Origin of the sequence: Streptomyces sp. NPDC007875, assembly GCF_042868035.1 — a bacterium.
Lineage (GTDB): Bacteria > Actinomycetota > Actinomycetes > Streptomycetales > Streptomycetaceae > Streptomyces > Streptomyces antimycoticus.
Window position 1 is genome coordinate 140,445 of sequence record NZ_JBIADZ010000008.1, and the last position, 26,913, is coordinate 167,357.

21 protein-coding genes are annotated in these 26,913 nt (G+C 72.4%); 8 read left to right on the plus strand and 13 right to left on the minus strand.

The features are described from left to right. Positions 1-82 precede the first annotated feature (82 nt). The gene (locus tag ACFYOY_RS18565) at positions 83-1,186 is read right to left on the minus strand and encodes a GNAT family N-acetyltransferase (protein ID WP_351886106.1); all 1,104 of its coding nucleotides are present in this window, start codon (positions 1,184-1,186) and stop codon (positions 83-85) included. A gap of 4 nt (positions 1,187-1,190) precedes the next feature. After that, positions 1,191-1,586 carry a hypothetical protein gene (locus ACFYOY_RS18570; RefSeq protein ID WP_351886103.1) on the minus strand — a complete coding sequence of 132 codons (396 nt, stop codon included), beginning with the start codon at positions 1,584-1,586 and terminating at the stop codon, positions 1,191-1,193. Positions 1,587-1,990: 404 nt separating this feature from the next. Here ACFYOY_RS18570 and ACFYOY_RS18575 point away from each other — a divergent pair, with 404 nt between their 5' ends. Further along, on the plus strand, positions 1,991-2,797 hold the full coding sequence (locus ACFYOY_RS18575; RefSeq protein WP_351886100.1) for an SGNH/GDSL hydrolase family protein: 807 nt from the start codon (positions 1,991-1,993) through the stop codon (positions 2,795-2,797). A gap of 89 nt (positions 2,798-2,886) precedes the next feature. On the opposite strand, the gene ACFYOY_RS18580 is transcribed toward ACFYOY_RS18575, so the two are convergent. The 3 genes from ACFYOY_RS18580 to ACFYOY_RS18590 form a co-directional block, all read right to left on the minus strand. Further along, a complete protein-coding gene (locus ACFYOY_RS18580) occupies positions 2,887-4,524 on the minus strand; it encodes a nickel/cobalt transporter (RefSeq protein WP_388588092.1) in 1,638 nt (545 codons plus the stop codon). Next, positions 4,521-5,876: a tetratricopeptide repeat protein gene (locus ACFYOY_RS18585; protein WP_388588095.1), complete on the minus strand. Its 1,356-nt coding sequence runs from the start codon at positions 5,874-5,876 to the stop codon at positions 4,521-4,523. The genes ACFYOY_RS18580 and ACFYOY_RS18585 overlap by 4 nt, the downstream gene beginning before the upstream one ends. A 141-nt stretch (positions 5,877-6,017) precedes the next feature. Continuing rightward, the gene (locus ACFYOY_RS18590; protein ID WP_351886091.1) at positions 6,018-7,532 is read right to left on the minus strand and encodes a DUF4331 domain-containing protein; all 1,515 of its coding nucleotides are present in this window, start codon (positions 7,530-7,532) and stop codon (positions 6,018-6,020) included. Positions 7,533-7,754: 222 nt separating this feature from the next. On the opposite strand from ACFYOY_RS18590, the gene ACFYOY_RS18595 reads away from it, so the two are divergent. Then, on the plus strand, positions 7,755-8,018 hold the full coding sequence (locus ACFYOY_RS18595) for a hypothetical protein (RefSeq protein WP_093460623.1): 264 nt from the start codon (positions 7,755-7,757) through the stop codon (positions 8,016-8,018). A 252-nt stretch (positions 8,019-8,270) separates the two neighbouring features. On the opposite strand, the gene ACFYOY_RS18600 is transcribed toward ACFYOY_RS18595, so the two are convergent. The 3 genes from ACFYOY_RS18600 to hmgA all read right to left on the minus strand — a co-directional run bounded on the left by ACFYOY_RS18600 (position 8,271) and on the right by hmgA (position 11,742). Further along, the gene (locus tag ACFYOY_RS18600) at positions 8,271-9,479 is read right to left on the minus strand and encodes a type ISP restriction/modification enzyme (protein ID WP_351886088.1); all 1,209 of its coding nucleotides are present in this window, start codon (positions 9,477-9,479) and stop codon (positions 8,271-8,273) included. A gap of 95 nt (positions 9,480-9,574) precedes the next feature. Beyond that, positions 9,575-10,324 (minus strand): GntR family transcriptional regulator, encoded by a 750-nt coding sequence (locus tag ACFYOY_RS18605; protein ID WP_211126421.1) that lies wholly within the window; start codon positions 10,322-10,324, stop codon positions 9,575-9,577. A 68-nt stretch (positions 10,325-10,392) separates the two neighbouring features. Then, a complete protein-coding gene (gene hmgA, locus ACFYOY_RS18610) occupies positions 10,393-11,742 on the minus strand; it encodes a homogentisate 1,2-dioxygenase (RefSeq protein WP_351886084.1) in 1,350 nt (449 codons plus the stop codon). Between the two features lie 74 nt (positions 11,743-11,816). Here hmgA and ACFYOY_RS18615 point away from each other — a divergent pair, with 74 nt between their 5' ends. The 4 genes from ACFYOY_RS18615 to ACFYOY_RS18630 all read left to right on the plus strand — a co-directional run bounded on the left by ACFYOY_RS18615 (position 11,817) and on the right by ACFYOY_RS18630 (position 17,779). Continuing rightward, positions 11,817-12,539: a TetR/AcrR family transcriptional regulator gene (locus ACFYOY_RS18615; protein ID WP_351886081.1), complete on the plus strand. Its 723-nt coding sequence runs from the start codon at positions 11,817-11,819 to the stop codon at positions 12,537-12,539. Positions 12,540-12,672: 133 nt separating this feature from the next. Next, the gene (locus ACFYOY_RS18620) at positions 12,673-14,901 is read left to right on the plus strand and encodes a molybdopterin-dependent oxidoreductase (protein ID WP_351886079.1); all 2,229 of its coding nucleotides are present in this window, start codon (positions 12,673-12,675) and stop codon (positions 14,899-14,901) included. Positions 14,902-15,022: 121 nt separating this feature from the next. After that, complete coding sequence (locus ACFYOY_RS18625) at positions 15,023-16,492, plus strand: citrate:proton symporter (RefSeq protein ID WP_351886076.1); 1,470 nt, start codon at positions 15,023-15,025, stop codon at positions 16,490-16,492. Positions 16,493-16,495: 3 nt separating this feature from the next. Continuing rightward, complete coding sequence (locus tag ACFYOY_RS18630) at positions 16,496-17,779, plus strand: MFS transporter (protein ID WP_388588104.1); 1,284 nt, start codon at positions 16,496-16,498, stop codon at positions 17,777-17,779. A 28-nt stretch (positions 17,780-17,807) separates the two neighbouring features. Here the strand turns inward: ACFYOY_RS18630 and ACFYOY_RS18635 are convergent, their stop codons facing one another. Beyond that, positions 17,808-18,323 carry a DUF402 domain-containing protein gene (locus tag ACFYOY_RS18635; RefSeq protein WP_351886070.1) on the minus strand — a complete coding sequence of 172 codons (516 nt, stop codon included), beginning with the start codon at positions 18,321-18,323 and terminating at the stop codon, positions 17,808-17,810. Between the two features lie 95 nt (positions 18,324-18,418). After that, positions 18,419-19,282 carry an RNA-guided endonuclease InsQ/TnpB family protein gene (locus ACFYOY_RS18640; protein WP_388588107.1) on the minus strand — a complete coding sequence of 288 codons (864 nt, stop codon included), beginning with the start codon at positions 19,280-19,282 and terminating at the stop codon, positions 18,419-18,421. On the opposite strand from ACFYOY_RS18640, the gene sigJ reads away from it, so the two are divergent. After that, positions 19,264-20,217 (plus strand): RNA polymerase sigma factor SigJ, encoded by a 954-nt coding sequence (gene sigJ / locus ACFYOY_RS18645; RefSeq protein ID WP_351886064.1) that lies wholly within the window; start codon positions 19,264-19,266, stop codon positions 20,215-20,217. The two genes, ACFYOY_RS18640 and sigJ, sit on opposite strands and share 19 nt — an antisense overlap. Then, complete coding sequence (locus tag ACFYOY_RS18650) at positions 20,214-20,996, plus strand: aminotransferase class IV family protein (RefSeq protein WP_351886061.1); 783 nt, start codon at positions 20,214-20,216, stop codon at positions 20,994-20,996. The genes sigJ and ACFYOY_RS18650 overlap by 4 nt, the downstream gene beginning before the upstream one ends. 79 nt (positions 20,997-21,075) lie before the next feature. Here ACFYOY_RS18650 and ACFYOY_RS18655 read toward each other — a convergent pair whose 3' ends face one another. From ACFYOY_RS18655 to ACFYOY_RS18665, 3 genes are all read right to left on the minus strand, one after another. After that, positions 21,076-23,325, minus strand: a complete 2,250-nt coding sequence (locus ACFYOY_RS18655) for an MMPL family transporter (protein WP_351886058.1) — start codon at positions 23,323-23,325, stop codon at positions 21,076-21,078. A gap of 135 nt (positions 23,326-23,460) precedes the next feature. Next, positions 23,461-24,906 (minus strand): 3-carboxy-cis,cis-muconate cycloisomerase, encoded by a 1,446-nt coding sequence (pcaB, locus tag ACFYOY_RS18660; protein ID WP_351886055.1) that lies wholly within the window; start codon positions 24,904-24,906, stop codon positions 23,461-23,463. Beyond that, positions 24,903-26,909 (minus strand): FAD/NAD(P)-binding protein, encoded by a 2,007-nt coding sequence (locus ACFYOY_RS18665; RefSeq protein WP_351886052.1) that lies wholly within the window; start codon positions 26,907-26,909, stop codon positions 24,903-24,905. The genes pcaB and ACFYOY_RS18665 overlap by 4 nt, the downstream gene beginning before the upstream one ends. Between the last annotated feature and the right edge of the window lie 4 nt (positions 26,910-26,913).

A 26,913-nucleotide genomic window follows, 5' to 3' on the forward strand; every position in this document is an offset into this window, starting at 1 on the left:
CGGGTGGAAGTACGACGGTATTGACGTCGCAAACTGTATGGCAAGCCGGTTGTGGCTACACCCCCCTTGATAATTTTGTTCGTCAGTCTTGTGGGTTCCTTTTCCGAAGGCTGCCCAAGCTTTTGAGCACCCGGTCGGCCGGTCCGAAGAGCTCCGGCCGGGAAACCACGGTATTGCGCAGTGCGCGCACCGGGGCGCGCCGTGCCCGGTGACCGAGTGCCACCGGATGGCGGCGCGTCACCCACCCCTCCGACACGCTGAGATCGCGTGTTTTCAGGGAGTCCTTGTATTCCTTCTCACCGCGCCCGAGATCGAGATAGTCCACACCCTGCGCGGCGGCCCCTTCCGCCATGCGCAGATGCAGCACAAGTCCGGGCGAGTATTTGGCATATGCCGGGTCGTAGGCCGGAAACCAGCAGGCGAGCACCCGCTCCGAGCACAGACCGAAGTGCGCGGCGATCGGCCGGTCGCCCGCGTACAGCACCGACAGCAGTCCCTGGCAGGAGGCGCCGCGGGTGTGGAAGAGCTGCTCCACCAGCCGGATGATCCATGCCCGGGCGAACCGGTCGCTGCGCCCGGTCCTGCGGTACTGCGCGGACTTCCAGCCGATCAGGGTGCGCAGCACGGCCGGATCGCGCTCGTCGTGCACATAGCGCACCTCGCCCACGTCCCGGCCCAGCTTGCGCTCCTTGGCCAGCGTGGTGCGGGTGAACCTCGGCGACCGGTGGCGCAGCCGGGACAGGTACGCCTCATAGCCCCGCTCCACATCGATCACGGGGGAGGGGAAGGAGCCACGGGCCCCCACCTCGAACGGCTTCTGCCCCTCCACCAGATGATCGAACTCCCAGACGGCCAGGGAGCACGCGCGCAGCAGCTCCCGGGCGTCCCACTGGAACCCGGGCCGGTGCACCAGACCCTGGGCGTCCGAGAGGCCGAGACCGATCGCCCGCCCCACCCCGAGCCGGGTCCGCTGAAAGGGGAAGAAGGCCACCGGCTCCCCCTCCTCGCGGACCACCGCGATCCGCACCCCGCGTCTGCAGTGGCCGACGGCCAGCGTGAACTCCGGTGACAGAAAGGGGTTCGCCAGCTCCGGCGCGCCCAGCAGATGCGCCTGTGACTGCATGGCCGTCCACACCGCCCGGTCGGCTGCCGTCAGCTCCCCCGGGCGGTACACACCGATCTCCACGTATCTATTCCTGACTCTGGGTCATACGTCGTCGCCGCGAGAGGCGGGTGAGCAGCGCCGGCACCAGGATCAGCAGGCTCAGGCCCCCGACCGCCGCCACCCCGCCGCGCGCCGACCACAGCCGCAGCGCGAGCATCGCCTGCGCCACCAGCAGATCCAGCGCGAGCGCCCCCGCCACCGCCAGCACCGGGCGGATCAGCGCGTCCAGCCCGCGCAGAGCGCTGCCGATGGCCAGCGCCGGCGCGGCGAGCAGGAAGAACAGCGTGAACGGCGCCCGCAGCGGCGAGTGGACGTCGGCCAGCGCGAGTGCCGCGCCGATGGCCGCGATGCCGACCGCGGCGCCCGCGATCACCGGCAGCGAATCCCCGCCCGCCGGTCTCTTGTCAGTGATGGTATGCATTGGCGTCTTTGCCCCCCGAAGCGCCGGATGCCGGGCTTCAATGTCGCGCAGTCGACGGATGCCGTCAAGACGGAGAAAGTGTACGAACGGTCCCTTGGCGGGCGCAGGGGTTGAGTGCCCATCAGGGCTGGTCGCGCCCTGTGCGCCGGTCGTGCGCCGGGGGAGTTGGGGCGGGGCGTGGTGACTCATCCGTATTCCGTCCGACCTATGGGCGTATCGGCCGTGGATCGAAAGATTTTTGCCAACTACCCGCATAGATCGGCCGTTTCCGCGGGATGACATATCCATGTCACACCGCTGAAATCCATCCCCGGCGGCGTGGCTGACGGTTTCGAACGCGATTGCTCTTTTTCGGGCTATCGCGCCTCATATCGGCACAGCAGTGATCCTGCTAGGGAGATCGAATGAAACTGTCCAGACTCACGGCGACGATGGGTGCTTTCGTCGTCGGTGCCGTCCTCGCCCTCACCGGGGCCGGCGCAGCCCATGCCACCGAGAACAGCGCGGGCCCCGCCTATGTGGCGCTGGGCGACTCCTACTCATCCGGCCTCGGCTCGGGCAGCTACGACAGCTCCAGCGGCAGCTGTAAGCGGAGCAGCAAGGCGTACCCCGCGCTATGGGCCGCCGCGCACGCCCCCTCGAGCTTCAACTTCACCGCCTGCTCCGGCGCCAAGACCGGCGATGTGCTGAACAACCAGCTCGGTCCGCTGGGCTCCGGCACCGGACTCGTCTCCATCTCCATCGGCGGCAACGACGCCGGCTTCGCCGACATCATGACCACCTGCGTGCTGCAGTCCGAGTCCACTTGCGTCAACGCGGTCAACAGCGCCAAGACGTTCGTCCAGAACACCCTGCCCGGCAAGCTGGACCAGGTCTACAACGCCATCAGCGCCAAGGCCCCCTCCGCGCATGTCGTCGTCCTCGGCTACCCGCGGTTCTACAAGCTGGGCGGCTCCTGCATCGTGGGGCTCAGCGAGACCGAGCGCGCCGCGATCAACAGCGGTGCCGATCTGCTCAACTCCGTCACCGCCAAGCGCGCCGCCGACCACGGCTTCAGCTTCGGCGACGTCACCACGACCTTCACCGGACATGAGATCTGCTCCGGCAACGCCTGGCTGAACAGCGTCACCTTCCCCGTCGACGAGTCCTACCACCCCACCCCCGCCGGCCAGTCCGGTGGCTACCTCCCGGTCTTCAGCTCCGCCGCCTGACACCCGCCACCCCACGCAGAAGAGGAGGCCCCGACTGTCGGGGCCTCCTCGCAGGCCGTGGTCACCGGGCGACTCGGGCCGGATCCACCTCAGCCGAGCGTGGTGGCCGCTCCCCTCAGCACCAGTCCACACCCCAGCGCGAGCACGATGGCGGCGGTTCCGACGGGCGAGGCGCGGCGCACCGCCCCCAGCAGCCGGTCGATCCGGCCCCCCGACGCCTTGCGGGCCGCCAGCCGCTCCGTGGCCCGTACGCCCAGGCGCACCGCGGCGAACCCGGCCAGCGTGAGCGTCATCGCCAGCCCGAGCCCGTACGCCACCACCAGGACGAACCCGAACCACGCCTGGCCCAGCGCGGCCGCGCCGACGAGCACGATGACGGCGGAGGGGCTGGGCACCATGCCCCCGGCGAAGCCGAGCAGCAGCGTGCCGCGCAGAGTGGGCCGCACCTCATGGGTGTGGGGGTGCCCGTCGCCGTGGTCGTGCGTGTGCGTATGCGCGTGACCGTGTGCGTGGCTGTGGTCGTGGTCGTGTGCATGGCCGTGCGTGTGGTCATGACCGTGATCGTGGCCGTGGTGATGGGCGCGCGCCTGCCGGTGGCGGCGCAGCGCCTTGCGGAGCAGCCCCGCCCCGGCCACCGCCACCAGCACACCGCTCGCGATGCCCAGCCATGAGATCACCGACGGTGCGGCCGCCGAACCCGCCGTGACCAGCAGCCCGAGCGCGAACACCCCCAAGGTGTGCGTGACCGTCACCGACGCGCCCAGCGCCAGCACATCGCGCAGCGCGCTGCGCCCGCCCGCCGCGGCGGCCGCCGCCATCATCGTCTTGCCGTGGCCGGGGGCCAGGGCGTGCATCGCCCCCAGCAAGACGGCGGTGGCGAAGGCCGTAAGGGCGAAGCCGAGGGTGATGTCATGGCGCGCCACCATGGAGGTGAGCGCCTGCGTCCAGCGGTCCACACCGCGCGGCAGCACCGACGAGCCGATCGCGTCGTCCCGGCCCGACTCCACCGTGGCGGCGAGCGCGGGCCCGCCCGCTGTGACGCTCAGCGCGGCCGACCGCTGATCGGACGGCGAGGAGAGCTGCCCCGCCGGATAGCGGGTCAGCCGGTGGGAGGCCGAGGTCTTGGGGACGTCGGCGTCGGTGAGCGTCATACGGTCGCCCTGCGCCGTCACCTCCCGCCAGCCGGGGCCCGTACCGATGTCCCGTGGGCGATACGCGACCGTCGCCCGTTCGCCCTGCCCCAGCGCGGCCGTCAGCCCGCACTCCACCCGCAGCGTCGGCAGCCCGGCCTGGCCGGGGCGCTGACGCGCCTGGGCGCGCCCGTCGCGTACGGGCACCTGGCGCCCGTCGACGGTCAGCCGCGCCCCCTCCGCAGCGCTCGCGCACCGCCGCGCCGCCCACGCCCCCAACTCCCGCCCGGACAGCGCGTCGTCGCCGTCGCGGTCGATCTCCGGCTTCACCTGCGCGGAGGGGATCTCGGCGAGGTCCTCGACATGGTCGACCCGCAGCGTCCCGGGGGTGATCACCAGCCCGTCGTAACGGTTGACGGTGAAGTTGCCGAGCGGGTGCGCCTCGGCGCTGCCGGTGGGGAGCACCACCAGCGCGACGGCCGCCACCAGCACACCGGCGGCCGTCAGCCGCCAACGGGTGCGCCGCTTCGGGGGCGTGCTCCGGGTTTCACCCGCGAGGATTCGGGGGCGGGAGGGGGCGGGGCGCGGAAAGGTCATCGGGCACCCCCGAGCGCCTTCAGCGCCGCCTTCGCCGCCCGCGCGCCGGTCGGGGAGAAGCCCGGGTTGAGGTCGAGCGCGGCCTGCAGGTGGCGGCGCGCCGACTTGTCGTCGCCGAGGGACTTCTCGATGACGCCGCGGTGGTAGAGGAACGCCGCGTTGCGGTAGCCGGGCCCGGCGGCCCGCTCGGCGTACCGAAGGGCCTGCTCGTCCTCGCCGTTGCGGTGCAGGGCCCAGGCCAGCGCGTCGGCAGTGTGTACGGTCCGCCGCCGGTCCCACTCGGCGCGGGCCGCCTTCAGCGCCTCCTTCACCTCGCCGTGGTCGGCCGCCACCAGCGCGCTGTCCAGGTCGGTGGCCACACCGTTGGCCCGTGCGAGCGTGATCCAGGTGCCGACCACCGAGTACTGCCGCCGCGCCAGGGAGCGGTCGCCCCGCGCCTCGTACGCCTCGCCCAGCGCCGCGAGCTCCGCGGGCAGCGGATAGCGCCGTACGACCGCCTCCAGATCGCGGACCCCCGCCTTCTGCCGCCCGTCCGCGACCGAGGTGCGGCCGCGGCCCTCCAGCGCCCGGAGATAGCCGGGGACGGCGCGCAGCGCGGTCGCGTACGCGCGCCGCGCGGTGTCGTACTCGCCCTGGTTCCAGGCGAGTTGGCCAAGCGCCGTCGAGACGTAGGCGATATCGCTGGGCGAGGTCGCGGAGTCCTGTGCGCGCAGCAGCACCCGGCGTGCCCCGGCCGGGTCGCCGCGCAGTTCGAGGACGTAGCCCAGGCGGGTGAAGACGGGGATGCCGGGGCGCAGCGAGTCGGCCTTCCTGGCGGCCGTGTACGCGTCCTGGTAGCGGCCCAGCTCGACGAGGGCGTCCACTCGCACGGCCAGCGCCCCCTGGCTGTAGGAGTTCACCTTCAGGGCCTGGTCGGCTTCGCGCAGCGCGCCCCGGAAGTCATGGCGGGCGGCGGCGAGCGACGCGCGCCCGGCGAGCGCCACGTCGTTGTCGCGCGGCTGGAGGGACAAGGACCGGGCGAACGCCTTCTCCGCCTGCGGATACCGGGTGGGGTCGCCGCTGGTCCTGGCCTGTTCGACATAGGCCGAGCCGAGACCGGCCCAGCTCTCCGCGTCCTTCGGCTCGCCGCGCAGATGGGCCTGCATGGCGCCGATCTGCCGGGCCAGGCCGTCGCCGCTGAGCTGCTCGTACCGCGCGGCGGCCGGGCGCACTGCGGCGTCCTGGCCGCCGCCGGACCCGCCCGGCCCGTCCGAGGCGCCGATCACGACCGAGGTGGCGGTCAGCCCGGCCGCGAGCGCCAACACCACGGCCGCGGTCCGGGCCGTATGAGGGAGGAATGGCCGAAGAGCCATGGTGACAGCTGCCTTTCGCATGAGCATGAGCACGAACGCGTGGCGGGACGGGCGAACGGAAGGGGTGGGGCGTGGGCGCGGCCGCCGCGCGGGTGTCGGCGGGGCCGCGCCCGGTGATACGGGCCCCAGGGCGCCGGTGGTTCAGTGCCGGCGCATGCGGGGAGCCCGCCGGCGCGACCGCATCCAGAGGAATCCGAGGCCCAGCAGCAGCACGGCCCCGCCACCGGCCGCCGCGGACCCGGCCAGCACCATGGTGTCGTCGGAGGAGGAGCCGATGCCCGAACCGCCGTTCAGCAGTGACTGCCCGGCGCTCTTCTGGACGGCCTTGGCATCCGAACCGGAGCTGGGCAGCGCCAGATACGGGAAGGAGCCGCCGAACTTCTGGTCGTTCTCGTCCACCGCGTCGCCCAGGTCGTTCTTCTTGCCGAGCAGCTCGCCCTCCATGGCCTGCAGCGCGATGTCCAGGACGTCGTCGGAGAGCCTGCGGCCGTTGGGGAAGCCCGCGTTGTCACCGTCCAGGACGCCCAGCCGCTTGGGGCTGCCGGTGGGCGGGATGGAGGTGTTGAGCCGGAGCTCCTCGGCGGGGCGGACGTTCGGCGGCTGGTTGAGCTTGGGCACACCGGTCAGGAACGCCTGCACCAGGTCGTCGCGCGGGGTGTCCGGCGCCTTGATCTTGTAGATCTGTTCGACCAGCTTGGGGAGTTCGGGCTCCTGGACGAACTTCAGGAACTGCCCGTCGTCCCACGGCGCGGAGGCGTTGAACTTGTCCTTGTCCTTGCGCGGGATGACCACCTCGTTGACAAGCGGGCTGCCGAGCCGGGAGACCTGCGTCCAGTCGCCGTCGGAGGTCTGGCGGTGGGTGGTGGCCCATACGCCGATCACCGGCTGGTCCTTGGACTCCGTCAGTGCCGACGTCGGCACCTGGAGGGACATCGACTGGACGTTGTAGCCCTTGAGGGTGTCATTGCCGACCTCGGACATGTCGCCGCCGTACAGCAGGTCGAAGACACGCAGATCGAGGAAGAACGGGTCGTCGGACTGGCCGGCGAAGGCCGTCGAGCCCCCGCTGTAGCCGATCTTCTGCACCGCCTGGTCACGGAGCTTCTGGTAGTCGGGCATGGACGCCTTGCCGACGTTCGACGGGGCGACCGGCAGATCGCTGCCGAGCTTGGCGCGGGCGACGGCCTTCTGATGCTTCAGCTTGATGACTTCGAGGTCGTATGTCTGGGTGAAGTTGAGGGTCGCGTCCTCGAGCGAGTTCACCGGGCCGGTGTTATAGAGGAACGTGTCGCCGTTCTTGAGGTGGTCCTTGAAGGTCCACCGGAAGAGCAGATCGCCCTGGCCGTCGCCGTTGTTGTCGACGTGGAGGTCGTAGCGGGCGTCATGGGCGAACTTGTAGAAGTTGGGGCCGCCCGCCGGGTCCTGGAACGGCAGCACGTTGACCACCATGGTGGTCGTGTCCGGCTTGTCCGGGCTGACGAACGCGTAGACGTCCGTGGCGTCGTACTGCGGCTGACCGGAGATCAGCGGCGCCTCGCGGTGGCTCGAAGCCTGCGCCGTCCCGGGCTGCAGTACGGCCACACCGGCGGCCGTGAGCCCGCCGGCGGCCAGTGCGCAGCTGACCAGCGCGGCCAAGCTCTTGGTGATTGCGGTCATCCTGTAGGTCCTTCGCACGCTTGTCGGAGCAGTCCTTCAAGCGGCTATTCGGGCCTGGCGAACGGATGGATTGGTCGGCTCGGGAATTTGTTTGCGCGTGATAGGTATCGTCAACACCCTTGACGCGGTGGTGAATCCGGAACCTGGGATGCGTGGGTGACGGCTCGGGGAGGTAGGGTTACTCTGCCCGGGGCGGGTGCCCTCGTACGGGTGGGGAGTGTCATGGAGCAGATAACGGTACGGAGCAGGCCACGAGTGCCTGCGATCAATTGCGGAAGCGGTGCGTCCAGCGCGCGGCTCGAGCGCCATCTCGCGGTGATGGGCGGCCCTGCCGTCCCCCAGCGGGAGGCGGAGGGCGCGACGGTGCTGATGCAGGAGCTGATCGCGCGCGATCACACGCGCGCGAAGAACAGCCGGGGTGCGCGGGTGTCGCTGTTCGCGCCGCTGCGCCGACTGCGCCGCACGTTGTTCGGCAACCACGGCTGACCCGGCCGGCCCGTAGGCGTCTTCGTTCGTCATCCCGGGCAGGCACGGGGTCAACCGGTTCGCTCCAGCCGGTGAGTCCGTGCTGTGATCCACCCCACGCCGCTGTCGCTGTGGGATGCCGACGAGAGGCCCGGCCGGCCGTGCGGCCGTTGTGAGGCCGTGGACAGTGGTAGGCGCGCCCGGAGACGGGCGCGCCTACCGTATGTAGCGGGAGACCAGACCCGAGAGCGGGCGGGCTCAGAGCAGACGGGCTCAGAGGAGGGCGAACTGCCCCTCCGGGCCCTCCTCATGGTGGTCCAGTACGGACGCCGGGCGCCGGGCCCCTCCGGGCACCGGCAGTACCCCCGTCTCCCGCAGCTCCGCCGCGTCGATCAGCGTGCCGTCCGCCAGCCGGTCGGCGAGGGCCCGCAGCTCCGGGCGCAGCTCGGCGAGCAGCGCCAGCACGGTGATCAGCTCCAGCAGCTCCGAGGTCCAGGCGGGCGGCCAGCCCGCCGGGCCGATCGCCTCCAGCGTGTCCGGCTCCCGTGGGGCGGTGCGCTGCTCGAACCACGCCTCCAGCACCCGCACCCCGCCCGCCTGGAACTCCCAGGCCGCCCGTGGTACCGGCGAGATACGGCCCTCACCGAGCAGCAGGGCCTCCTCGTCCGGGTCGTAGTCCAGGGGGGCCGGCAGTCCGCTCGACGGAAGCGCGGCGCGGACGTAGGGGCGCTGGCCACCTGGCATGCGCGGGCGTTCACCACTGTGCGCCCCGCGCGTATGGAGCCACAGCGCACGGCGGCCCAGCACCACGCCCGACTCCCACACCTCGGGGTCGGCGGTCAGGGGTACGGCGCACGGGGCGCCGCGCGCTGTGGCGGCGGTCCACGCCAGGAAGTCCTCGGCGGCCACCGGGCGGCCGAGCCGCGTGGTGAGCTGGTCCAGCAGCCCCGGAGCGAGATTGGGCTCCTGGCCGCCGGGGCGGCGGTAGAGCGGACGGATACGGCCGGGGCGGCCCGCGGGGGAGTGGCCGTCCGGCAGCAGCGCGGAGAAGCCGAGCACCGGGTCCGGGTCCGGTCCGGCGGCCTCGATGACATGGATCTGCCGGTCGTCCGCCACCCGCCACAGCTCGGGGCGGGCGGCGTCGATCAGCCGGTGATCCGGTATCAGCCAGAGCTGGTCGAAGGGCCCGTGCGCGATCCGCACCGGCTCGGGACACGGCCCGTCCTCGCGCGCCAGCCGGGCGGTGGAGGTGGCCTGGCCGGGCAGCTGCGGTACGGAGCTGTGGAGCGTACGGGCGCGGGTCGGCCGGAACAGCGCGGCCCGCCCGGCCTCGTCCCCGGCCCCCGTCAGCCGCTCCCACCGCGCCTGGAGCGAGGCGGCGTCCGGCCCCATGACCCACGCCCGCCCGAGCCGCAGCGGCCCCACGGCCCACGGCATCAGATCCCCCAGCAGCGGCGCCTCACGTTCTCCCACGCCCGGCATGCTATCGATCCCGCCCCGGCCCGCGCCGGGGCTCCGCCCCCGGACCCCGCTCCTCAAACGCCGGAGGGGCTGGATTCGGAGCCGTATATCGGTACCTAGTCGGCCTCGACCGTGACCGAGAAGGAGAAGCGGTCGCCCCGGTAGTGGATGCGGGCCACGTCCACCACGCGGCCGCTCTCGTCGTAGGTCACCCCCGTGTAATGCAGGATCGGGCTGAGCAGCGGGACCTGCAGCAGGCGGGAGGTCTCGGGGTCGGCGAGGCGGGCCTCCACCGTGTCCGTGATCCGGCTGATCCGCACCCCCACCGCGTCCCGCAGCACCTTCGTCATCGGCCACCGGGCGAGGTCCGCGAGGTCGATGCGGTCGGCCAGCTCGGGGCGGACGAGGTTCTCCGCCCAGTTGGTGGGCTCGCCGCTGTGGCCGTCGCGGCGCAGCCGGCGGTAGGCGGTCGCCTCGTCCAGGCCGGGGAAGTACTCCGCGAGCTCCGCCGGTACCGGAGCCGGGCCGTGCTCCAGCACCGTCGTCCGCTCACCCGACTGCTGGGCCACGATCGCGTCCACCGACCCCAGCAGCCGCACCGGCGCCGCGCGCCGCGCGCTCGGCTCGATGAAGGTGCCGCGGCGGCGGTGGCGGCTGATGAGCCCCTCGGTCTCCAGCTCCTTGAGTGCCTGCCGCATGGTGAGCACGCTGACCCCGTAGTGCTCGGCGAGCCGGTCCTCGGTCGGCAGCCGGAGCGGATCGTGCGGGGCTCGCCCGAGTATCGAGGCCCGCAGCGACTGCGAGACCTGGTACCACAGCGGCAACTTGCGGTTGAGGGCGAGGGAGTCGGGGGCGAAGGTGGTCACGCGGTCTCCGGTCACGAGTCACGGTCAACCGCGTCAGCGGCACCGTCCAACGGCGTCAACGGCGGCGTTCAGGGGCGGAAATGGCGTTCCAGACCCTGCCATACGTCGTCATAGCGCCCCTGGAGATGGTCCGCCTCCAGCGCCTGCCGGGTGGCCGTGACCGGCCAGCGGGTCTCGAACATGAAGGCCAGCCCGTCGTCCAGCCGGTGCGGCGCCAGCTCGGCCGCGCTCGCCCGTTCGAATGTCTCATGGTCCGGGCCGTGCGCGGACATCATGTTGTGCAGCGAGCCACCGCCCGGGACGAAGCCTCCCGCGCCGCCGGTCTTCGCGTCGTACGCGCCCTCGATCAGCCCCATGTACTCGCTCATCACATTGCGGTGGAAGTACGGCGGCCGGAAGGTGTCCTCCCCGACCAGCCAGCGCGGGGCGAAGACCACGAAGTCCACGCCCGCGAGCCCGGGGGTGTCGGAGGGCGAGGTGAGCACCGTGAAGATGGACGGGTCCGGGTGGTCGTAGCTGATGGTGCCGAGCACATTGAACCGGCGCAGGTCGTACACGTACGGCACATGGTTGCCGTGCCAGGCGACCACATCCAGCGGCGAGTGGTCGTATGTGGCGGCCCACAGGTTGCCGCAGAACTTGTTGACCACCTCCACCGGGCGCTCCACGTCCTCGTACGCCGCGACCGGGGCGAGGAAGTCGCGGGGGTTCGCCAGCCCGTTGGCGCCGATCGGGCCGAGGTCGGGCAGGGTGAAGGGGCGGCCGTAGTTCTCGCACACATAGCCGCGCACGGACGGCTCCAGCGGCTCCACCCGGAACCGCACCCCGCGCGGGATCAGCGCCACATGCCCCGGCTCGGCGCGCAGCAGCCCGAACTCGGTGCGCAGCAGCAGCCCGCCCCGCTCGGGGACGATCAGCAGCTCGCCGTCCGCGTCGCTGAACACCCGGTGGGTCATGGGCGCGTTGGCGGCGTAGAGGTGGATGGCCATCCCCGCGCGCTGGGTGGCGTCGCCGTTGCCGCCCAGCGTCCACAGCCCGCTGAGGAAGTCGGTGCCCTCCGGCGGCTCGGGCAGCGGGTCCCAGCGCAGCCGGTTGGGGTCGGGCGCGGCCTCGGTGAAGGGCGCGCCGCGCAGCGCGCCGCCCGCGATCCGGGCGAACGGCGGATGCGCGGCGGACGGCCGGATGCGGTAGAGCCAGGAGCGCCGGTTGGTGGCGCGCGGCTCGGTGAAGGCGGTGCCGCTGAGCTGCTCCGCGTAGAGCCCGAGGGGTGCGCGCTGGGGGGAGTTGCGGCCGATGGGCAGTGCGCCGGGCACGGCCTCACTGCTGTGCTCATTGCCGAAGCCGGAGGCGTACGCCAGCCCTTCGGCCGTCTTCCGCGCCTGCTCGATCCCCTGCTCGATGCCCGTGCCATCGCCCATCGCGCGCTCCCACCGCTCCGCCGCACCGCTGGATTCCTCTGTCAGACGATAGGAATCGAAGCCCGGGTGAGTCAATGATCGGGCAGGATGGGGGCGTGCCCATACCGCCCCTCCGCCGCCAGCCGGTCCAGCGCCGCAGCGCCGAGCGCCTCGGCCGGATCCTCGACGCCTGTGCCGAGCTGCTCGACGAGATCAGCTACGAAGAGCTGAGCACCCGGGCCGTCGCCGAGCGCGCCGACGTCCCCATCGGCTCGGTCTACCGCTTCTTCTCCAACAAGCGGGCGATGGCCGAGGCCCTGGCCCACCGCAATCTGGACGAGTACGCGGCGCGGATCACCCGGCGGCTGGCCGCCTCGGAGTCCGGGGCGGACAACGGGCCGGAGTCCGGGCCGAACGGGGGCGGCGGCTGGCGGGAGGCGATGGACGTCGTCGTCGACGAGTATCTGGCGATGAAGCGCGGGGCGCCCGGGTTCGCGCTCATCGAGTTCGGGAATCCGGTCCCGGCCACCGCACAGCCGCAGCAGCCCAACCATCTGGTCGCCGACCGGCTGCGGATGCTGCTCGCCGACCGGCTCGCGAGCGGCGCCCCCGCCGGGGCCGGTGACAACGGCGGGACCGGTGACACCGCCGGGGACGAGGCGGCCGAGGAGCGGCTGCGGGTGGCCTTCCTGCTCGCGGTCGAGGCGGCGGACGCGCTGCTGCGGCTGGCGTTCCGGGTGGATCCGGAGGGCGATCCGGCGATCGTGGCGGAGACGAAGGAGCTGCTGCGCGCCTATCTGGCCCGGGTCCTGGACTGATCCGGGGACCATCGGTACTTCCCACCCCTCCTCGGTACTTCCGGTCGACACCTCCCCGACATGCCTACCAGTCGGTATGGTGACCGGGTCCGGCGCGCCATCGCGGCCTCGCCGCCGTCCCTGGGAGAGACCGATGAGCACTGCCCTGCGTATCTGCCCGCTCTGCGAGGCCACCTGCGGGCTGACCCTCACCATCGACGAGGGGAGGGTGACCGGGGCGCGCGGCGATCGCGAGGATGTCTTCAGCCGCGGCTTCATCTGCCCCAAGGGAGCCGCGTTCGGCGGGCTCGACGCCGATCCCGACCGGCTGCGGCGCCCCCTGGTGCGCCGCGCCGGGCGGCTCGAGGAGACCAGTTGGGACGAGGCGTTCGCCGCTGTGCGGGAGGGGCTGGCCCCGCTGCTGGCCGAGCACGGACCGCAGTCCGCGGGGGTCGTGCTCGGCAACCCCAATGTGCACACCGTGGCCGGAGGGCTCTATCCGTCGCTGCTGCTCGGCGCGCTGCGCACCCGGAACGTCTTCAGCGCCAGCACCCTCGACCAGATGCCCAAGCATGTCTCCAGCGGGCTGCTGTACGGCGACGCCAACGCCATTCCGGTGCCCGATCTGGACCGTACGGACCATCTGCTGATGCTCGGCGCCAACCCGCTGGACTCGAACGGGAGTCTGTGCACCGCCCCCGACTTCCCCGGGCGGCTGCGGGCGCTGCGGCGACGCGGCGGCCGGCTGGTGGTGGTCGACCCCCGGCGCACCAGGACCGCCAAGATGGCCGACCGCCATGTGGCGATCCGGCCCGGCACCGATGCCCTGCTGCTCTTCGCCATGGTGCAGGTGCTGTTCGCCGAGGACCTGGTGGCTCCGGGCCCGCTCGCGTCACACATCAGCGGGGTGGCGGAGGTGCGGCGGCTGGCCGCGGACTTCCCGCCGGAGGCGGTGGCCGAGGCGTGCGATGTGCCCGCCGAGGAGATCCGCACCCTCGCCCGTGAGCTGGCCGCCGCGTCCAAGGGCGTGGTGTACGGGCGGATCGGCTCCACCACCGTCGAGTTCGGCACCCTCACCAGCTGGCTGGTCGATGTGGTCAACGTGCTCATCGGACAGCTTGACCGGCCCGGCGGCATGATGTTCCCGCTCGCCGCGACCGGCCGGCGGGAGCGCCCGGCGCGGCCCGGGAAGGGCTTCGCGCTCGGCCGCTGGCACAGCCGGGTCAGCGGATACCCCGAGGCCAAGGGCGAACTGCCGACCGTCGCGCTCGCCGAGGAGATCGAGACCCCGGGCGAGGGGCGGATACGGGCGGTGCTGGCGCTCGCGGCCAACCCCGTGCTCTCCGCACCGGACGGCGACCGCCTCGACCGGGCGCTGGCCGGGCTCGACTTCATGGTCAGCGTCGATCCGTACCTCAACGAGACCTCACGCCACGCCCATGTGGTGCTGCCCCCGCCCCCGCCCAGCCGCAGCCCCCACTTCGACTACGCCTTCAACAGCCTGTCCGTGCGCAACCAGGTCCGCTACACCCGCCCGGCGATCCCACTGGAGGCGGACCGGCTGAGCGAGAGCGCCATCCTGGCGCGGCTGGTGCTGTGCGTGAGCGGGCACGGCGGCGCCGATCCGGCGGCGGTGGACGCGATGGCGATCGAGGGGACGCTCGGCAAGGAGGTCGCCGACCCGGCGTCCCCGGTGTACGGACGCGAGCCCGCCGAGCTGGCCGCGCGGCTGACCGGGGTGGACGGCCCCGAGCGGCGGCTGGACATGATGCTGCGGCTTGGCCCGTACGGCGACGGGTTCGGCGCCGACCCCGACGGGCTGAGCCTTGAGAAGCTGCTCGCCCATCCGCACGGCATCGACCTGGGGCCGCTGCGCCCGCGTGTCCCCGGCCTGCTGAAGACCCGCAGCGGCACGGTGGAGCTGTGCCCGGAGCCGCTGGCCGCCGATGTGGAGCGGCTGCGCCGGTCGCTGGCCGACCGGCCCTCGGGGCTGCTGCTGGTCGGCCGCCGCCATCTGCGCTCCAACAACAGCTGGATGCACAACGTCCCGGCCCTGATGGGCGGCACCAACCGCTGCACGCTCCAGATGCACCCCGAGGACGCCGTCCGGCTGGGCCTGGCCGACGGCGGCCTGGCCCGGGTCAAGGGCGACGGCGGGGAGCTGGAGGTGCCGGTCGAGGTGACGGACACGGTACGGGCCGGAGTGGTGAGCCTGCCGCACGGCTGGGGCCATGCCCGGGACGGTGTCCGGCTGTCCGTGGCCGGGGCCAGCCCCGGGGTCAATGTCAACCAGCTCTTCGACGGCTCACGGCTGGATCCGCTCTCGGGTACGGCGGTGCTCAATGCCCATCCGGTGCACGTTTCGCCCTCGCTACGGCACTGACCTGGGGTTTTGCGCTTATTGCTCACGCGTCAAGACCTTGTTAACCAAAAGTTGCGCCACCTAACGTCGCCTCGACCGCCAATTCTGGGGGAGTTCAAAGGCGAACGTGAGGTAGCCAACTATGCTGACCATCCTCGGCTTCGTCATGATCGCGACATTCCTTGTCCTGATCATGATGAAGAAGATGTCCCCGATGGGTGCCCTGGTGCTCATCCCCGCGCTGTTCTGTGTGCTTGTCGGGAAGGGGGCGCACCTCGGGGACTACGTCCTCAAGGGCGTCGGCGAGCTGGCCCCCACGGCCGCCATGCTGATGTTCGCCATCATCTACTTCGGGGTGATGATCGACGTCGGCCTCTTCGACCCGATCGTCCGGGTCATCCTGCGGTTCTGCAAGGCGGACCCGATGCGGGTGGTGGTCGGCACCGCGATCCTCGCGGCGATCGTCTCGCTCGACGGCGACGGCTCCACCACCTTCATGATCACCGTGTCGGCGATGGTGCCGCTCTACCGGCGGCTGAAGATGAGCCTGGTGGTGATGACCGGCGTCGCGGCCATGGCCAACGGCGTGATGAACACGCTGCCCTGGGGCGGCCCCACCGCCCGCGCCGCCGCCGCGCTCAAGGTCGACGCCAGCGACATCTTCGTGCCGATGATCCCGGCCCTCGCGGTCGGTCTGCTCTTCGTGATCGCCCTCGCCTACGGCCTCGGTCTGCGGGAGCGCAAGCGGCTCGGCGTGCTGACGCTGGACGAGGTCACCGCGGGCGACCCCGAGCAGGTGCTGGTCGGCGCGGGCTCCGGCGGCAAGGGAGCCAAGGGCGGCAAGGCCGTCAAGGCCGCGCTGACCGGCGGCGGCGCGGGTTCCGGCACCGACGCGGAGCCGGCCACCGGCGGCCGGGCCGCCGACTCCCCGGGCGCCTCGAACGGCTCCGACTCCTCGGACGACGACGAGTTCAAGGGCCTCGATGCGAACCGCGCCACCCTGCGCCCCAAGCTCTACTGGTTCAACGCCGCCCTCACCATCGCTCTCCTCGCCCTGATGGTGACGGAGACCATGCCGATCCCGGTCCTCTTCCTGCTCGCCGCGGCCGTCGCGCTCACCGTCAACTTCCCGCAGATGAACGACCAGAAGGCCCGCGTCGCCGCACACGCGGAGAACGTCGTCAACGTCTCCGGAATGGTCTTCGCCGCCGCCGTCTTCACCGGCGTCCTCACCGGCACCGGCATGGTCGAGCACATGGCCCGCTGGCTGGTCGACGGCGTCCCCGAGGGCATGGGCCCGCACATGGGCATCGTCACCGGTGTGCTGTCCATCCCGCTCACCTACTTCATGTCCAACGACGGTTTCTACTTCGGCATCGTGCCGATCCTCGCCGAGGCCGGAGCCGCGCACGGGGTCTCCACGCTGGAGATCGCCCGCGCCTCGCTCGTCGGACAGGCCCTGCACATGTCGAGCCCGCTGGTCCCCGCGGTCTACGTGCTCGTCGGCATGGCCAAGGTCGAATTCGGCGACCATACCCGGTTCACCGTGAAATGGGCGGTGCTCACCTCCCTGGTGGTGCTCGCCGCCGGTCTCCTCTTCGGCATCATCTGACCCGTGAAGAGTTCGGAGCCCGGTAGGGGCTGGTTGCTGCGCCTGGTCATCGCCTTCTCGTTCACCCAGGGGGCGGTGAGCATGGTGCGGCCCGCCGTCTCCTACCGGGCCCTCGCGCTCGGTGCCGACGCCCGCGCGGTCGGTGTGATCGCCGGTATCTACGCCCTGCTGCCGCTGTTCGCCGCAGTACCGCTGGGGCGCCGCACCGACCACGGCCGGTGCGCCCCGCTGCTGCCCATCGGGGTCGCACTCATCGCCACCGGCTGCGCGTTCAGCGGCACGGCCGGATCGCTGCCCGCGATGGCCGCGTGGAGCGGGGTGATGGGGCTCGGCCATCTGTCGTTCGTGATCGGCGCCCAGTCCATCGTGGCTCGCCAGAGCGCCCCCGACGAACAGGACCGCAACTTCGGCCACTTCACCATCGGCGCCTCGCTCGGCCAGCTCATCGGGCCCATCGCGGCCGGTCTGGTGGTCTCCGAACACGACGGGGCGATGGCCCGCACCAGCGCCCTCGCGCTGTTCGTCTCCGCCGCCCTCGCCGCGTTCTCCTTCACCTCGCTGTGGCGCATCGAGCGCCGCCCGGCCGGGACGGCGGCCGCGCCCGCCAAGGAGGCTCCCGCCCGCAAGGTCTCGGTACGGTCCATCCTGACCACCCGCGGGGTCGCCTCCGGCATGTTCATCAGCCTCGCCGTGCTCTCCGCCACCGACATCCTCACCGCCTATCTGCCGGTCGTCGGCGAACAGCGCGGTATCTCGCCCGCGGTCGTCGGGGTGCTGCTCAGCCTGCGCGCCGCCGCCACCGTGGCCTGCCGGCTCGCCATGACCCCGATGATCCGGCTGATGGGCCGCACCGTGCTGATGGCCGTCAGCTGTCTGGGCGCCGCGCTGCTGTGCGCGGGCATCGCCCTGCCGGTGCCCGCCTGGGCGCTCGGGGTGCTGCTGGCGGGGCTCGGCTTCTGCCTCGGCGTCGGACAGCCGCTGTCGATGACGACCGTCGTCCAGGCCGCCCCGGAGGAGGCGCGCAGCACGGCCCTCGCGCTGCGGCTGACCGGCAACCGCCTCGGCCAGGTCGCCGCGCCCGCCTCCGCCGGTGTGCTCGCGGGGCTCGCGGGCACGGCCGCCCCCTTCGTCATGCTGGGCGGCCTGCTCCTGATATCGGCGGGCATAGCCGTCCGGCCGCTGCGCGGGCGCCCGGCCGCGGGACCCGGCGAGGCCCGGCCCGCGGCCAGGGAGCGGCGTACGGAGGGGACTTCGGCCTCGCGGGGCGCGGGGCGCTCACCCCGGTGAGACGGCGGCGGGCCGACGGTGAGCCGCGTCAGGGCCGCTCGCCGTCGACCATGCCCAGCCACCGCTCGCAGGCGCCCGCGAACGGCTCGGCGCGCCCGCCGACCGCGTCCATCAGCCACCGGCCCGCCGCCTCGGCCTCCGCTATGACGTCCGCCGGATAGCCGTACTTCACCTGGTGCTCGGCGAACTCGTCCTCGTCGTCCAGCAGGATCCTGCCGTCCCGCTTGCGGATGACATCGAGGTCCAGGTCCACCATCGTGACCTCGTGGGAGGAGACCCACCGCGGAGGCGTGGCGATGTCGCAGTAGATCTCGGTCTCCCGGGGCGGGGCGTTGAACGTCGCGGTCCACCACGCCTCGCGCGGCAGGAGGATCACATGCGCGCAGGCGATCGGCACCATCGGGCCGTACCCCTTGCGCATGACCGTCCCGCCGGGCAGCCCCAGCCAGACGCCGTGGTCGTCCTCGCCCAGCCTGCGCATCCGCAGGTTCCAGTGCAAAGTGTCGTCGTACTTGGTGTAGTTGACGGATACGAGATCGGGCATGAGTCGATCCTAAGCGGTTGCGAAGGGGCGTGACGCCTACCATCGGTGCAGTGACTCCACCCACGCGTAAACGCGCGGGCTTCCTGGATCGCCGGCTAAGCAGCGTCGCAGAGGACCAGCCCGGCCCTGTCGAGGACGTTCGTTGCGCCGACGTGGTCCGCGTGCGCGGTGAAGCCGCACGCCGTGCATGCGAACTTGGCTTGGTTGACGCGGTTCTCCTCCGCGGCGTGCCGGCAGCCTCCGAGGCTGGGCGGGCACGTACGGGAGGTGTTGCGCGCGTCCACCGCGACCACGAGGCGACCGGCACTTTCAGCCTTCTTCGCCAGGATCGTCAGGAACTGCGCCCAACCCGCGTCGAGGATGCCGCGGTTCAAGCCCGCCTTGGCCGCGGCGCCATTCGGCAGGAAGGTGCCGGGCGCGTCAGGGTCGGGCTCGGGTTTGGGGGCGCGGGTCATGCCCGCCGTGTCCAGCTTCTCGTGGGCGATCACGTCGTGGTCCCGCACGAGGGTGAGCGCGGTCTTGTGCGCGTGGTCCGGGCGCCGGCGCCGGATCCTCGCGTAGAGCTTCGCCACGCGGCGGGCGGCGGCCCTGTGCGCCTCGGTGCGCCGCCGGGTCCGCTTGGGGAATGTCGCGAGGTGCCGCTGCGCTTCGCCCGGCTTCTGACCGGCCTTGACGCGGCGGAAGAACGCTTGGAATGCCTTGTCCAGGCGGCGTATGGTGGCCTGCCGGGAGGAGAACGACCAGTGGCCTTGACGTTGGGGGGCGACCGCCCGGATCTCCTTGAGCTGGGCGGACTGGTCGCCGTACTTGATGCTCGTCCTGGAGGTGTGCCGGTAGGCATCGCGGCGTTCCTGCAAGGCTCCGTTGTACAGCGAGCAGTGATCCCGCAGCATCTCGCCCAGCGCGACCAAAGCCGAGGGTCCCCTCGGAAGAAGGGCTGATGGACACCTCCGTATCACCGTGGAAGGACCGCGCGGGACCGCAGGACAGGCCGGTGCCGGATGCGGGGAGCGAGGACTTCCTCCACCATCGTGAGCTCCTCTTCTCCATCGTCTACAACATGCTCGGCACGGTCGCCGACACCGAGGACGTGGTGCAGGAGACCTGGCTGTCCTGGGCGTCGGTCCAGGACAAGGAGATCGCCAACCCCCGGGCCTATCTGGTGCGGATCGCCGTCAACCACGCGCTCAGCCAGATGCGCCGGGCCCGCCGCAGCCGGGAGAGCTATATCGGCCCCTGGCTGCCCGAGCCCGTGCTGACCGAACCGGACACCCCCGACACCGCGATCCGCACCGAATCGGTGTCCCTGGCGATGCTGGTGGTCCTGGAGACGCTGACCCCCCTGCAGCGCGCGGTGTTCGTGCTGCGCGAGGCGTTCGCCTACGACCACGCGGAGATCGCCGCGATCCTGGGCCGCAGCTCCGCCGCCGTCCGCCAGCTCGCCCACCGTGCCAAGGAGCGTGTCGAGGCCCGCCGGCCGCGCTACGACCTCGACCGCGGGACCCAGCGGATCGTCACCGAGCGGTTCCTCGACGCGGCCCTCGGCGGCGACCTCGACGCCCTGATGGACGTCCTGGCCCCGGAGGTGGTCATGTGGAGCGACGGCGGGGGCAAGCGCCGCGCCGCCCTCCGCGTGATCGAGGGCCGGGACAAGGTGGCCCGCCTGGTGGCCGCCGTCAGCTCCCGGCTGCCCACCTTCAACGCACGCCCGGTGCAGATCAACGGGGGCCCGGGGGTGGTCCTGTTCATCGGCGGCACGCTGTACGCGGCCGCGGTGTTCGACCCCGCGCCCGACGGCGAGCGGGTGCGCGGCATCTACGGCCTGATCAACCCCGACAAGCTCGAGAGACTCGCCGAGTCCGTCCACCCCTCGGCTGAAAGACTGGCCCCATGACGGAGCTGAACGGGGAACCGGCGGGAATTCGCGAGCTGACGGCGCTGGCCATGACCAACTACGGCCACTTCACCACCATGCGGGTGGAGGACGGGCGGGTACGGGGGCTGTCCCTCCATCTGGACCGGCTGGTACGGGACTGCGGGGTGCTGTTCGGCACCGCACCCGACCGGGACCGGATCCGCGAACTGGCCCGGCGCGCCGTCGCGGACACCACGGGGCCGCTCACGGTCCGGGTGACCGTGTACGACCCCGACCTCGGGCTGGAGCGGCCCGGGGCCGAGGCCGAGCCGGGGATCCTGGTCACCACCCGGCCGGCCGCCGCCCGCTCGCTGCCGCCGCTGAGCGTGCGCACCGCACCGCACCGCCGCGACCTGCCGGAGGTCAAACACGTCGGGCTGTTCGGGCTGTTGCGGCTGCGCCGCCTCGCCCAGCTCGACGGCTACGACGATGTGCTGCTGACGGACGAGCGGGGCGCGGTGTCCGAGGGCGCGACCTGGAACGTGGGATTCTTCGACGGCCATCGGCTGCTGTGGCCGCAGGCCGTGTGCCTGCCCGGCGTCACCCAGGAACTGCTCCGCCGCGGCCACGGCGGGCCGCAGCACACCGAGCCGATCGACCGTGACCGGCTCGGCGAGCTGGAGACGGCCTTCGCCCTCAACGCGGGGGTGGGGGTGCGGGCGATCCGGTCGATCGACGGGGTGGAGTTCGACCCCGGCCACCCCGTCCTGGACGTCCTGCGCGAGGAGTACGCCGCGACGGACGCCGAACCGCTGTAGAGCCGACGGCACATGAGGCGGGTCCGCCGCCCGGTGTGCCGGGCGGCGGACCCGTGAGCCGCCTTGCGCAGCGGGCCGGTCAGCCGGTCAGCGCCCGGTCGCCGTCGCGCCGCGGCGCCGCCGCGGGCTCCTCCCGCAGGCCGTAGCGGCTGTGCAGCCGGCGCAGCGGGGCCGGGGCCCACCAGGTGGCGCGCCCGCCCAGCCGCATCGCGGCGGGCAGCACGGCCCCGCGGATGAGCGTCGCGTCCATCAGGACGGCCAGCGGCAGCCCGATCCCGTACGCCTTCACCAGCGAGATGCCGGAGACGGTGAAGGCCAGGAAGACCACCGAGATCGCCACCGCCGCCGCCGTCACGATGCGCCCGGTGCGTTCCAGCCCCCGGGCCACGGCGGCCGTCGGCGAACCGGTCAGCTCGTACTCCTCCCGCATCCGGGACAGCAGGAAGACCTGATAGTCCATCGCGAGCCCGAAGGCGAGACCGAAGAGCATCACCGGGATCGTCGCCGCGATATTGCCGGTCGGGGTGAAGTCGCCGAACAGCCACGCGAGATGGCCGTCCTGGAAGACCCACACCAGCGCGCCGAAGGTGGCCGTCAGGCTCAGCGCGCTGAGCACCAGCGCCAGGAACGGCAGCATGACACTGCCCGTCACCAGGAAGAGCAGCACCAGCATGGTCAGCAGCACCGTGCCCAGCGCGTACGGAAGCCACTTCTCCAGCGCCGAGGCGGCGTCGTGGTTGGTGGCCGCGGCCCCGCCCACCAGCGCCTCGAACGGAGCCTTCTGCGACCGGATCTCGCCGACCAGCCGGTCCGCGTCGTCCGCGCTGGCCGTCTTGGGCACCACGGAGAAGTAGACGGCGTCGCCCGAGGCGAAGCGGGCGTAGCGCTGATCGGGCGGGGCGGCCTGCCGGCCCTCGGCGTAGGCGCCGGTGGCGGTGCGGACCGCGGCCACGTGCGGAAGCTGGGACAGCCGCTTCGCATACGCGCCGACGGCCGCCCGGTCGGTGCCCCCCTCGGGCGCCACGACCTGCAGCGCGTTCTGCTCACTGCTGTCGAACTCGGCGCGCACCGTGTCGGCGACCTGACGGGCCGACGAGGACGAGGGCATCACCCGTTCGTCGGGCATGCCGAGGTTGATACCGAGGAACGGCGCGCCGAGCAGCAGCAGGAACGCGGTCACGATGGTCACGATCGGCACCGGGCGCCGCATCACGGTGGTGGCCAGCCGGTGCCAGAAGCCGCTCTCCACGCTCCGGCCGGCGGCGTTCGTGCCCGTCCCGCCGGTCGCCGCGGTCCGCCGGCGGCGGAACACCCGCCCCTTCTCGATCCGGTCGCCGAGCAGGGCGAGCAGGGCCGGCAGCACGACGAGCGAGGCCGCGCCGGACAGCAGCGCCGTGAGCGCCCCCGCATAGCCCATGGACCGGACGGCCTGCAGCGGGAACCAGGCCATGGCCAGGGATGACACGGCGACGGTCAGCGCCGAGAAGGTCACCGTGCGCCCGGCGGAGGTCAGCATCGCCCGGATGGCGTCCGGCGGGGCGAGCCCCGACCGCAGCTCCTCGCGGTAGCGGCTGACCATCAGCAGGCTGTAGTCGATGGCCAGGCCCAGGCCCAGCAGGGTCACCACGCTCGCCGCGAGCGATCCGACCGTCGTGACGCTCGCCAGGATCCACGTCAGGCCCATCGTCAGCATCATCGCCACCAGGGCGACGGCCAGCGGCAGCGCCGCGGCCACCACGCTGCCGAAGATGAACACCAGCGCGACCAGGGTGATCGGGATGGCGACCGTCTCGCCGGTGGTGGCGTCCTTCTGACCCTGCTCCAGCAGCTCCCGCTGGAACTTCGTATAGCCGCCGAACGTCACCTCCAGCCCGTTTCGCGAGCCCTGATAACGATCCGCCAGCTCGGCGACGCGCTTTTGCGACGCGGTGTCGTCCCCGGTGACCGTCCCCATGATCAGGGCCTTGTGGCCGCTCTTGGCGCGCAGCTGCGGGGCCTTGCCGGTGGTCCAGTAGGAGCTGACGTTCGCCACTCCGGGTTCCCGGCTCAGCTTCCGGGTGAGCTCGGTGCCCGCCGCCGACACCGACGGATCGTCGACCCGCCCCTTCGACGTCACCAGCAGCGTGAGATTGGGCAGCCCCTGCCCGAACCTGTCGTCCAGCGCGGTGATCGCCCGCGAGGACTCCGACGTCGGATCGTCGAAACCGCCCGCCGTCAGCTTGTCGAACAATGTCGTACTCGCCACCCCGCCGATCACGGCGAGCAGCAGGCCGACGACCAACACCGCCAGGCGTTTCCGCACGACGAAACCGGCCAGTCTGTCCAGCATTCCCTCTTCCTTCCTCGAGCGCACGGCGTCTGGAATCCCGTCCAGCACGGTGTCTGGAATCCCGTCTCGGCATCCCAGACGCCGAGCCCCGCCCGGATGTGACATCCGCGGCCGCGACCGCTCCCCGGGCGGCCGTCAGGACCGGTCCCCGGGCCCGCGGACCGCCCGGTCCACCAGCAGATCGGCCACCCCCGGATAGTTCGCCGGGTCCAGCAGGGCGGCCAGCTCCTCCGCCCGGTAACGTCCCGCGAGCTCGGGGGCCGCGGCCAGCACCTCGCCCAGCGTCCGCCCGCCGCGCGCCGCCTCCGCCGACGCCCGGCTCATCAGCTCCTTCGCGGGCCCCTTGCCCAGCACCGGGGTCAGCACCGCGGCCAGCCGCTCCGAGACGATCAGTCCGCCGGTCAGCCCGAGATGGGCGCGCATCCGGTCGGGGAAGACGGCCAGTCCCTCGACCAGTTCGACGGCCGTATGCGCCGCCCCGCCCGTCAGCCGCAGACACTCGCGCAGCGGAAGCCACTCGGCGTGCCACGCCCCGGCCGACCGCTCGTCCTCCGCGAGCATGCACCCCATGACCGCGCTCGCCAGCGCCGGAACCTGCAGCGCGGCCGAGCGCACCAGGGTGGCCAGGGCGGGGTTGCGCTTGTGCGGCATCGCGGAGGACACTCCCCGGCCCTCGGCGGCGGGCTCGGAGACCTCGGCCGTCTCGGTGCGCGACAGCAGCTGTACGTCCACCGCGATCTTGCCGAGTGCCCCGGTGGTCAGGGCCAGTTGGGCGGCCAGCCCCGCGACCGGCGTACGAGCGGTGTGCCAGGGCAGGACGGGCTCGTTCAGCCCGACCTGCGCGGCGAACTCCGCCATCAGCCGCTCCGCGAACTCCCGCGGCCCCGGCGCCCCGGGCCGTGTCCGCTGATCCATCAGGGCGTACTCGGTGTACCCCGCCAGCGTGCCCGCCGCGCCGCCGAGCTGGACCGGCAGTTCGTGGTCGCGGATGCGGGCCAGCCGGGCCGCCGCGTCCTCCACACCGCTCAGCCAGCCCGCCGCCTTCAGGCCGAAAGTGGTGGGCACGGCGTGCAGGGCGAGCGTACGGCCGGGCATGAGCGTCTCCCGGTGCGCCACGGCCAGTTCACGCAGCGCCCGCGCGATCCGCTCCAGGTCGGCCACCAGGGGTGCGAGGGTTCTGCGGGCCACCAGCATGGCGGCGGTGTCCATGATGTCCTGGCTGGTCGAGCCCCGGTGCACATACTCCGCGGCGGCCGGGTCCTCGGCGGCCACCAGCGCGGTGAACGCCCGCACCAGCGCCACCACCGGATTGGCCGCGCCCCGGGCCAGCCGGGCGATCTCCACCACGTCCAGGCGCTCGGCCAGGGCGAGCGCGGTGATGGTGCGGGCCACCGCCTCGGGCACCAGGCCCAGCCGCGCCTGCGCCCGCACCAGGCCCGCCTCCGCGTCCAGCATCGCCTGCAGCCAGGCGCCGTCGGACGTGGTCGCCTCGGCCGGGGTGCCGGCCCGGGCGGGACTCAGCAGGCCCGCGTCGGCATGGCGCGGGGCGTCGTCGGTGGCATCGCTCTGGGCGTCGGTCATGGAACGGAAACCTCGATTGTCTCGGGGCCGGTGGGATCGGTGGGATCGGTCGGGTTGGTGAGCGAGTCATCACTCAGCGCCAGCACGGTACGCGCTATGGCGTCGGCATCGGCCAGGATCACGGAGCCGACACCCGGGCGGACGCCCGCGGCCGTGGCCCAGTGGACGGATTCGGTGGGCACACCGAAGGCGAACCGCCGCGGATGCGGCCGGCCGGAGGCGTCCAGCAGGTGGTAGGGGCTGGGCCCCACCGCGAGCCCGCCCGTCTCATGACCGCCCTGCCCGCCGCCGGTGCCGCCGACCCCGGTACCGCCGACCACATAGGGACCGCACTGACCGCTCGCCAGCAGCGCCGACAGCAGCGGATCGGCGCTGGAGCGCACATCGGTGTCCGGCAGCCGGGCCTCGATCAGCGTGGTCACCCGCCCCCACGAGCCGGGAACGGCACGGGATTCGAGGACGAAGGCCCCCTCCTCGACGTCGGCGCACGCCACGGTGCGCGGCCCCAGCACGGTCAGCACGCCCGCCTCGATGAGCGCGACCGCCTCCTCGACGCGCCGGGCCGGCGGCCCGATCGACACGAAGGCGTTCAGCGGGGTGTACCAGGCGTCCAGGTCGTCGCGGTGCGAACGGTCCGTCAGTCCGCCGTGGTCGACCACGAGCCGGATCTCGTTGCGCAGATCGCGCAGCACGTCCAGGGCCGCCTTCAGCGGGCCGTGCACATTGCCCGCGCGCGCCGCGTCCAGATCCGCCCGCAGATACTCCAGCAGCCAGGACCGGAACGCCTGGGGCGAACGGAGGCCGTGGGCGGGGCAGGGCCGGGCGATCCGGTCCCAATTCCAGCGCCGGTGAGGGGGAATGCCGCTCTCGACCAGCAGCCGGTCCTCCTCGGCGCTGCCCCGGGGAGCCGACGGATAGGCCGCGCGCAGCCGGTGCGCGGCCGCCTCCTGCCCTTGGGAGGTGAGGAGCGCGGTGTAGTAGACCGTCTCCACCTCCTTGGAGATCAGCGGCCACAGCTCGGAGCGGAAGTCCAGCCCGCCCCGCTCACGGGCGCGCCGCCGCAGACCGCGGATCACCTCCGGGGTCAGCACCAGCGGGAGGTGACGGCCGTGCGGGCCCTTCTGGTTCTCGCCCCGGGAGTGGAACGGCACACCCCGGCGCGAGCCGGCCAGCAGCCGCGGCTCCCGGCCCGACGGCCGGTAGACCAGACGCCCCGCCCGCCGCTCGAACCGTCCGCCCCGGCCCTCGGTGAGCAGCGCCAGGTAGTCGAAGAAGTTCAGCCCCAGCCCCAGCAGGCCCACGGCCTCCCCGGGCCGGATGCCGGACAGATCCACCTCCGCGGGGCCTGCGGGCGGAAGGTAGCGCAGACCCCGCGCCTCGGCGAAGGCCGCGTAGGCCGCCTCCCGCGGCGACCGGCGCTGCGGCAGATGGCCCTGGGCCAGCACCACGGCGTGCAGCCCCTCGATACGGGTGCCGTCCTCCAGCACGACGCTCTGCCCGCCGTGCGCCGTGCGCTCCTCGAGCCCGACCGCCCGCGAGCGGTGGGACACCGTGCGCACCGACGCCGGCGCGGTGCCGGTCACCCGCCGGTGGACCCACTCCAGATAGTGCCCGTGGAAGGCGCGGGTCGGATACGAGTCGGGGCCCAGGCGCCGCGCCTCGGCGAGGACGGCCTCGTCGTACCCGCCCTCGTCGAGGGCGCCGGTGAGACTCACGAAGCGGGCCCATTCGTACAGGCTGGGCCCGGGCAGGACCGGTCCGGCCATCTCCACGGTCTCGTCCGTGAACATGGTGACCTGGCCGGCGACGGTGTTCATGAGCAGATGGCGGGACTGGCCGGAGCGCCAGACCCGCCCCGCCCCCGGCGGATACGGGTCCACGACATGGACGGTGACCGAGGTGGTGGGCGCCGCCTCGGCGGCGTTCGCGCACAGCCGCTCCAGGACCGAGAGCCCCCGGGGCCCGGCACCGATGAGGCAGACGTCCAGACGTTGCGTGGTCATGGTC

Coding starts and splice junctions, on each gene's coding strand:
- ACFYOY_RS18570 (WP_351886103.1), bottom strand. CDS start 1,586: ATGCATACCATCACTGACAAGAGACCGGCGGGCGGGGATTCGCTGCCG.
- sigJ (WP_351886064.1), top strand. CDS start 19,264: ATGGACACCTCCGTATCACCGTGGAAGGACCGCGCGGGACCGCAGGAC.
- ACFYOY_RS18665 (WP_351886052.1), bottom strand. CDS start 26,909: ATGACCACGCAACGTCTGGACGTCTGCCTCATCGGTGCCGGGCCCCGG.
- ACFYOY_RS18590 (WP_351886091.1), bottom strand. CDS start 7,532: ATGACCGCAATCACCAAGAGCTTGGCCGCGCTGGTCAGCTGCGCACTG.
- ACFYOY_RS18600 (WP_351886088.1), bottom strand. CDS start 9,479: ATGCCGGGCGTGGGAGAACGTGAGGCGCCGCTGCTGGGGGATCTGATG.
- ACFYOY_RS18580 (WP_388588092.1), bottom strand. CDS start 4,524: ATGACCTTTCCGCGCCCCGCCCCCTCCCGCCCCCGAATCCTCGCGGGT.
- pcaB (WP_351886055.1), bottom strand. CDS start 24,906: ATGACCGACGCCCAGAGCGATGCCACCGACGACGCCCCGCGCCATGCC.
- hmgA (WP_351886084.1), bottom strand. CDS start 11,742: ATGGGCGATGGCACGGGCATCGAGCAGGGGATCGAGCAGGCGCGGAAG.
- ACFYOY_RS18595 (WP_093460623.1), top strand. CDS start 7,755: ATGGAGCAGATAACGGTACGGAGCAGGCCACGAGTGCCTGCGATCAAT.
- ACFYOY_RS18575 (WP_351886100.1), top strand. CDS start 1,991: ATGAAACTGTCCAGACTCACGGCGACGATGGGTGCTTTCGTCGTCGGT.
- ACFYOY_RS18655 (WP_351886058.1), bottom strand. CDS start 23,325: ATGCTGGACAGACTGGCCGGTTTCGTCGTGCGGAAACGCCTGGCGGTG.
- ACFYOY_RS18650 (WP_351886061.1), top strand. CDS start 20,214: ATGACGGAGCTGAACGGGGAACCGGCGGGAATTCGCGAGCTGACGGCG.
- ACFYOY_RS18585 (WP_388588095.1), bottom strand. CDS start 5,876: ATGGCTCTTCGGCCATTCCTCCCTCATACGGCCCGGACCGCGGCCGTG.
- ACFYOY_RS18625 (WP_351886076.1), top strand. CDS start 15,023: ATGCTGACCATCCTCGGCTTCGTCATGATCGCGACATTCCTTGTCCTG.
- ACFYOY_RS18635 (WP_351886070.1), bottom strand. CDS start 18,323: ATGCCCGATCTCGTATCCGTCAACTACACCAAGTACGACGACACTTTG.
- ACFYOY_RS18615 (WP_351886081.1), top strand. CDS start 11,817: ATGATCGGGCAGGATGGGGGCGTGCCCATACCGCCCCTCCGCCGCCAG.
- ACFYOY_RS18620 (WP_351886079.1), top strand. CDS start 12,673: ATGAGCACTGCCCTGCGTATCTGCCCGCTCTGCGAGGCCACCTGCGGG.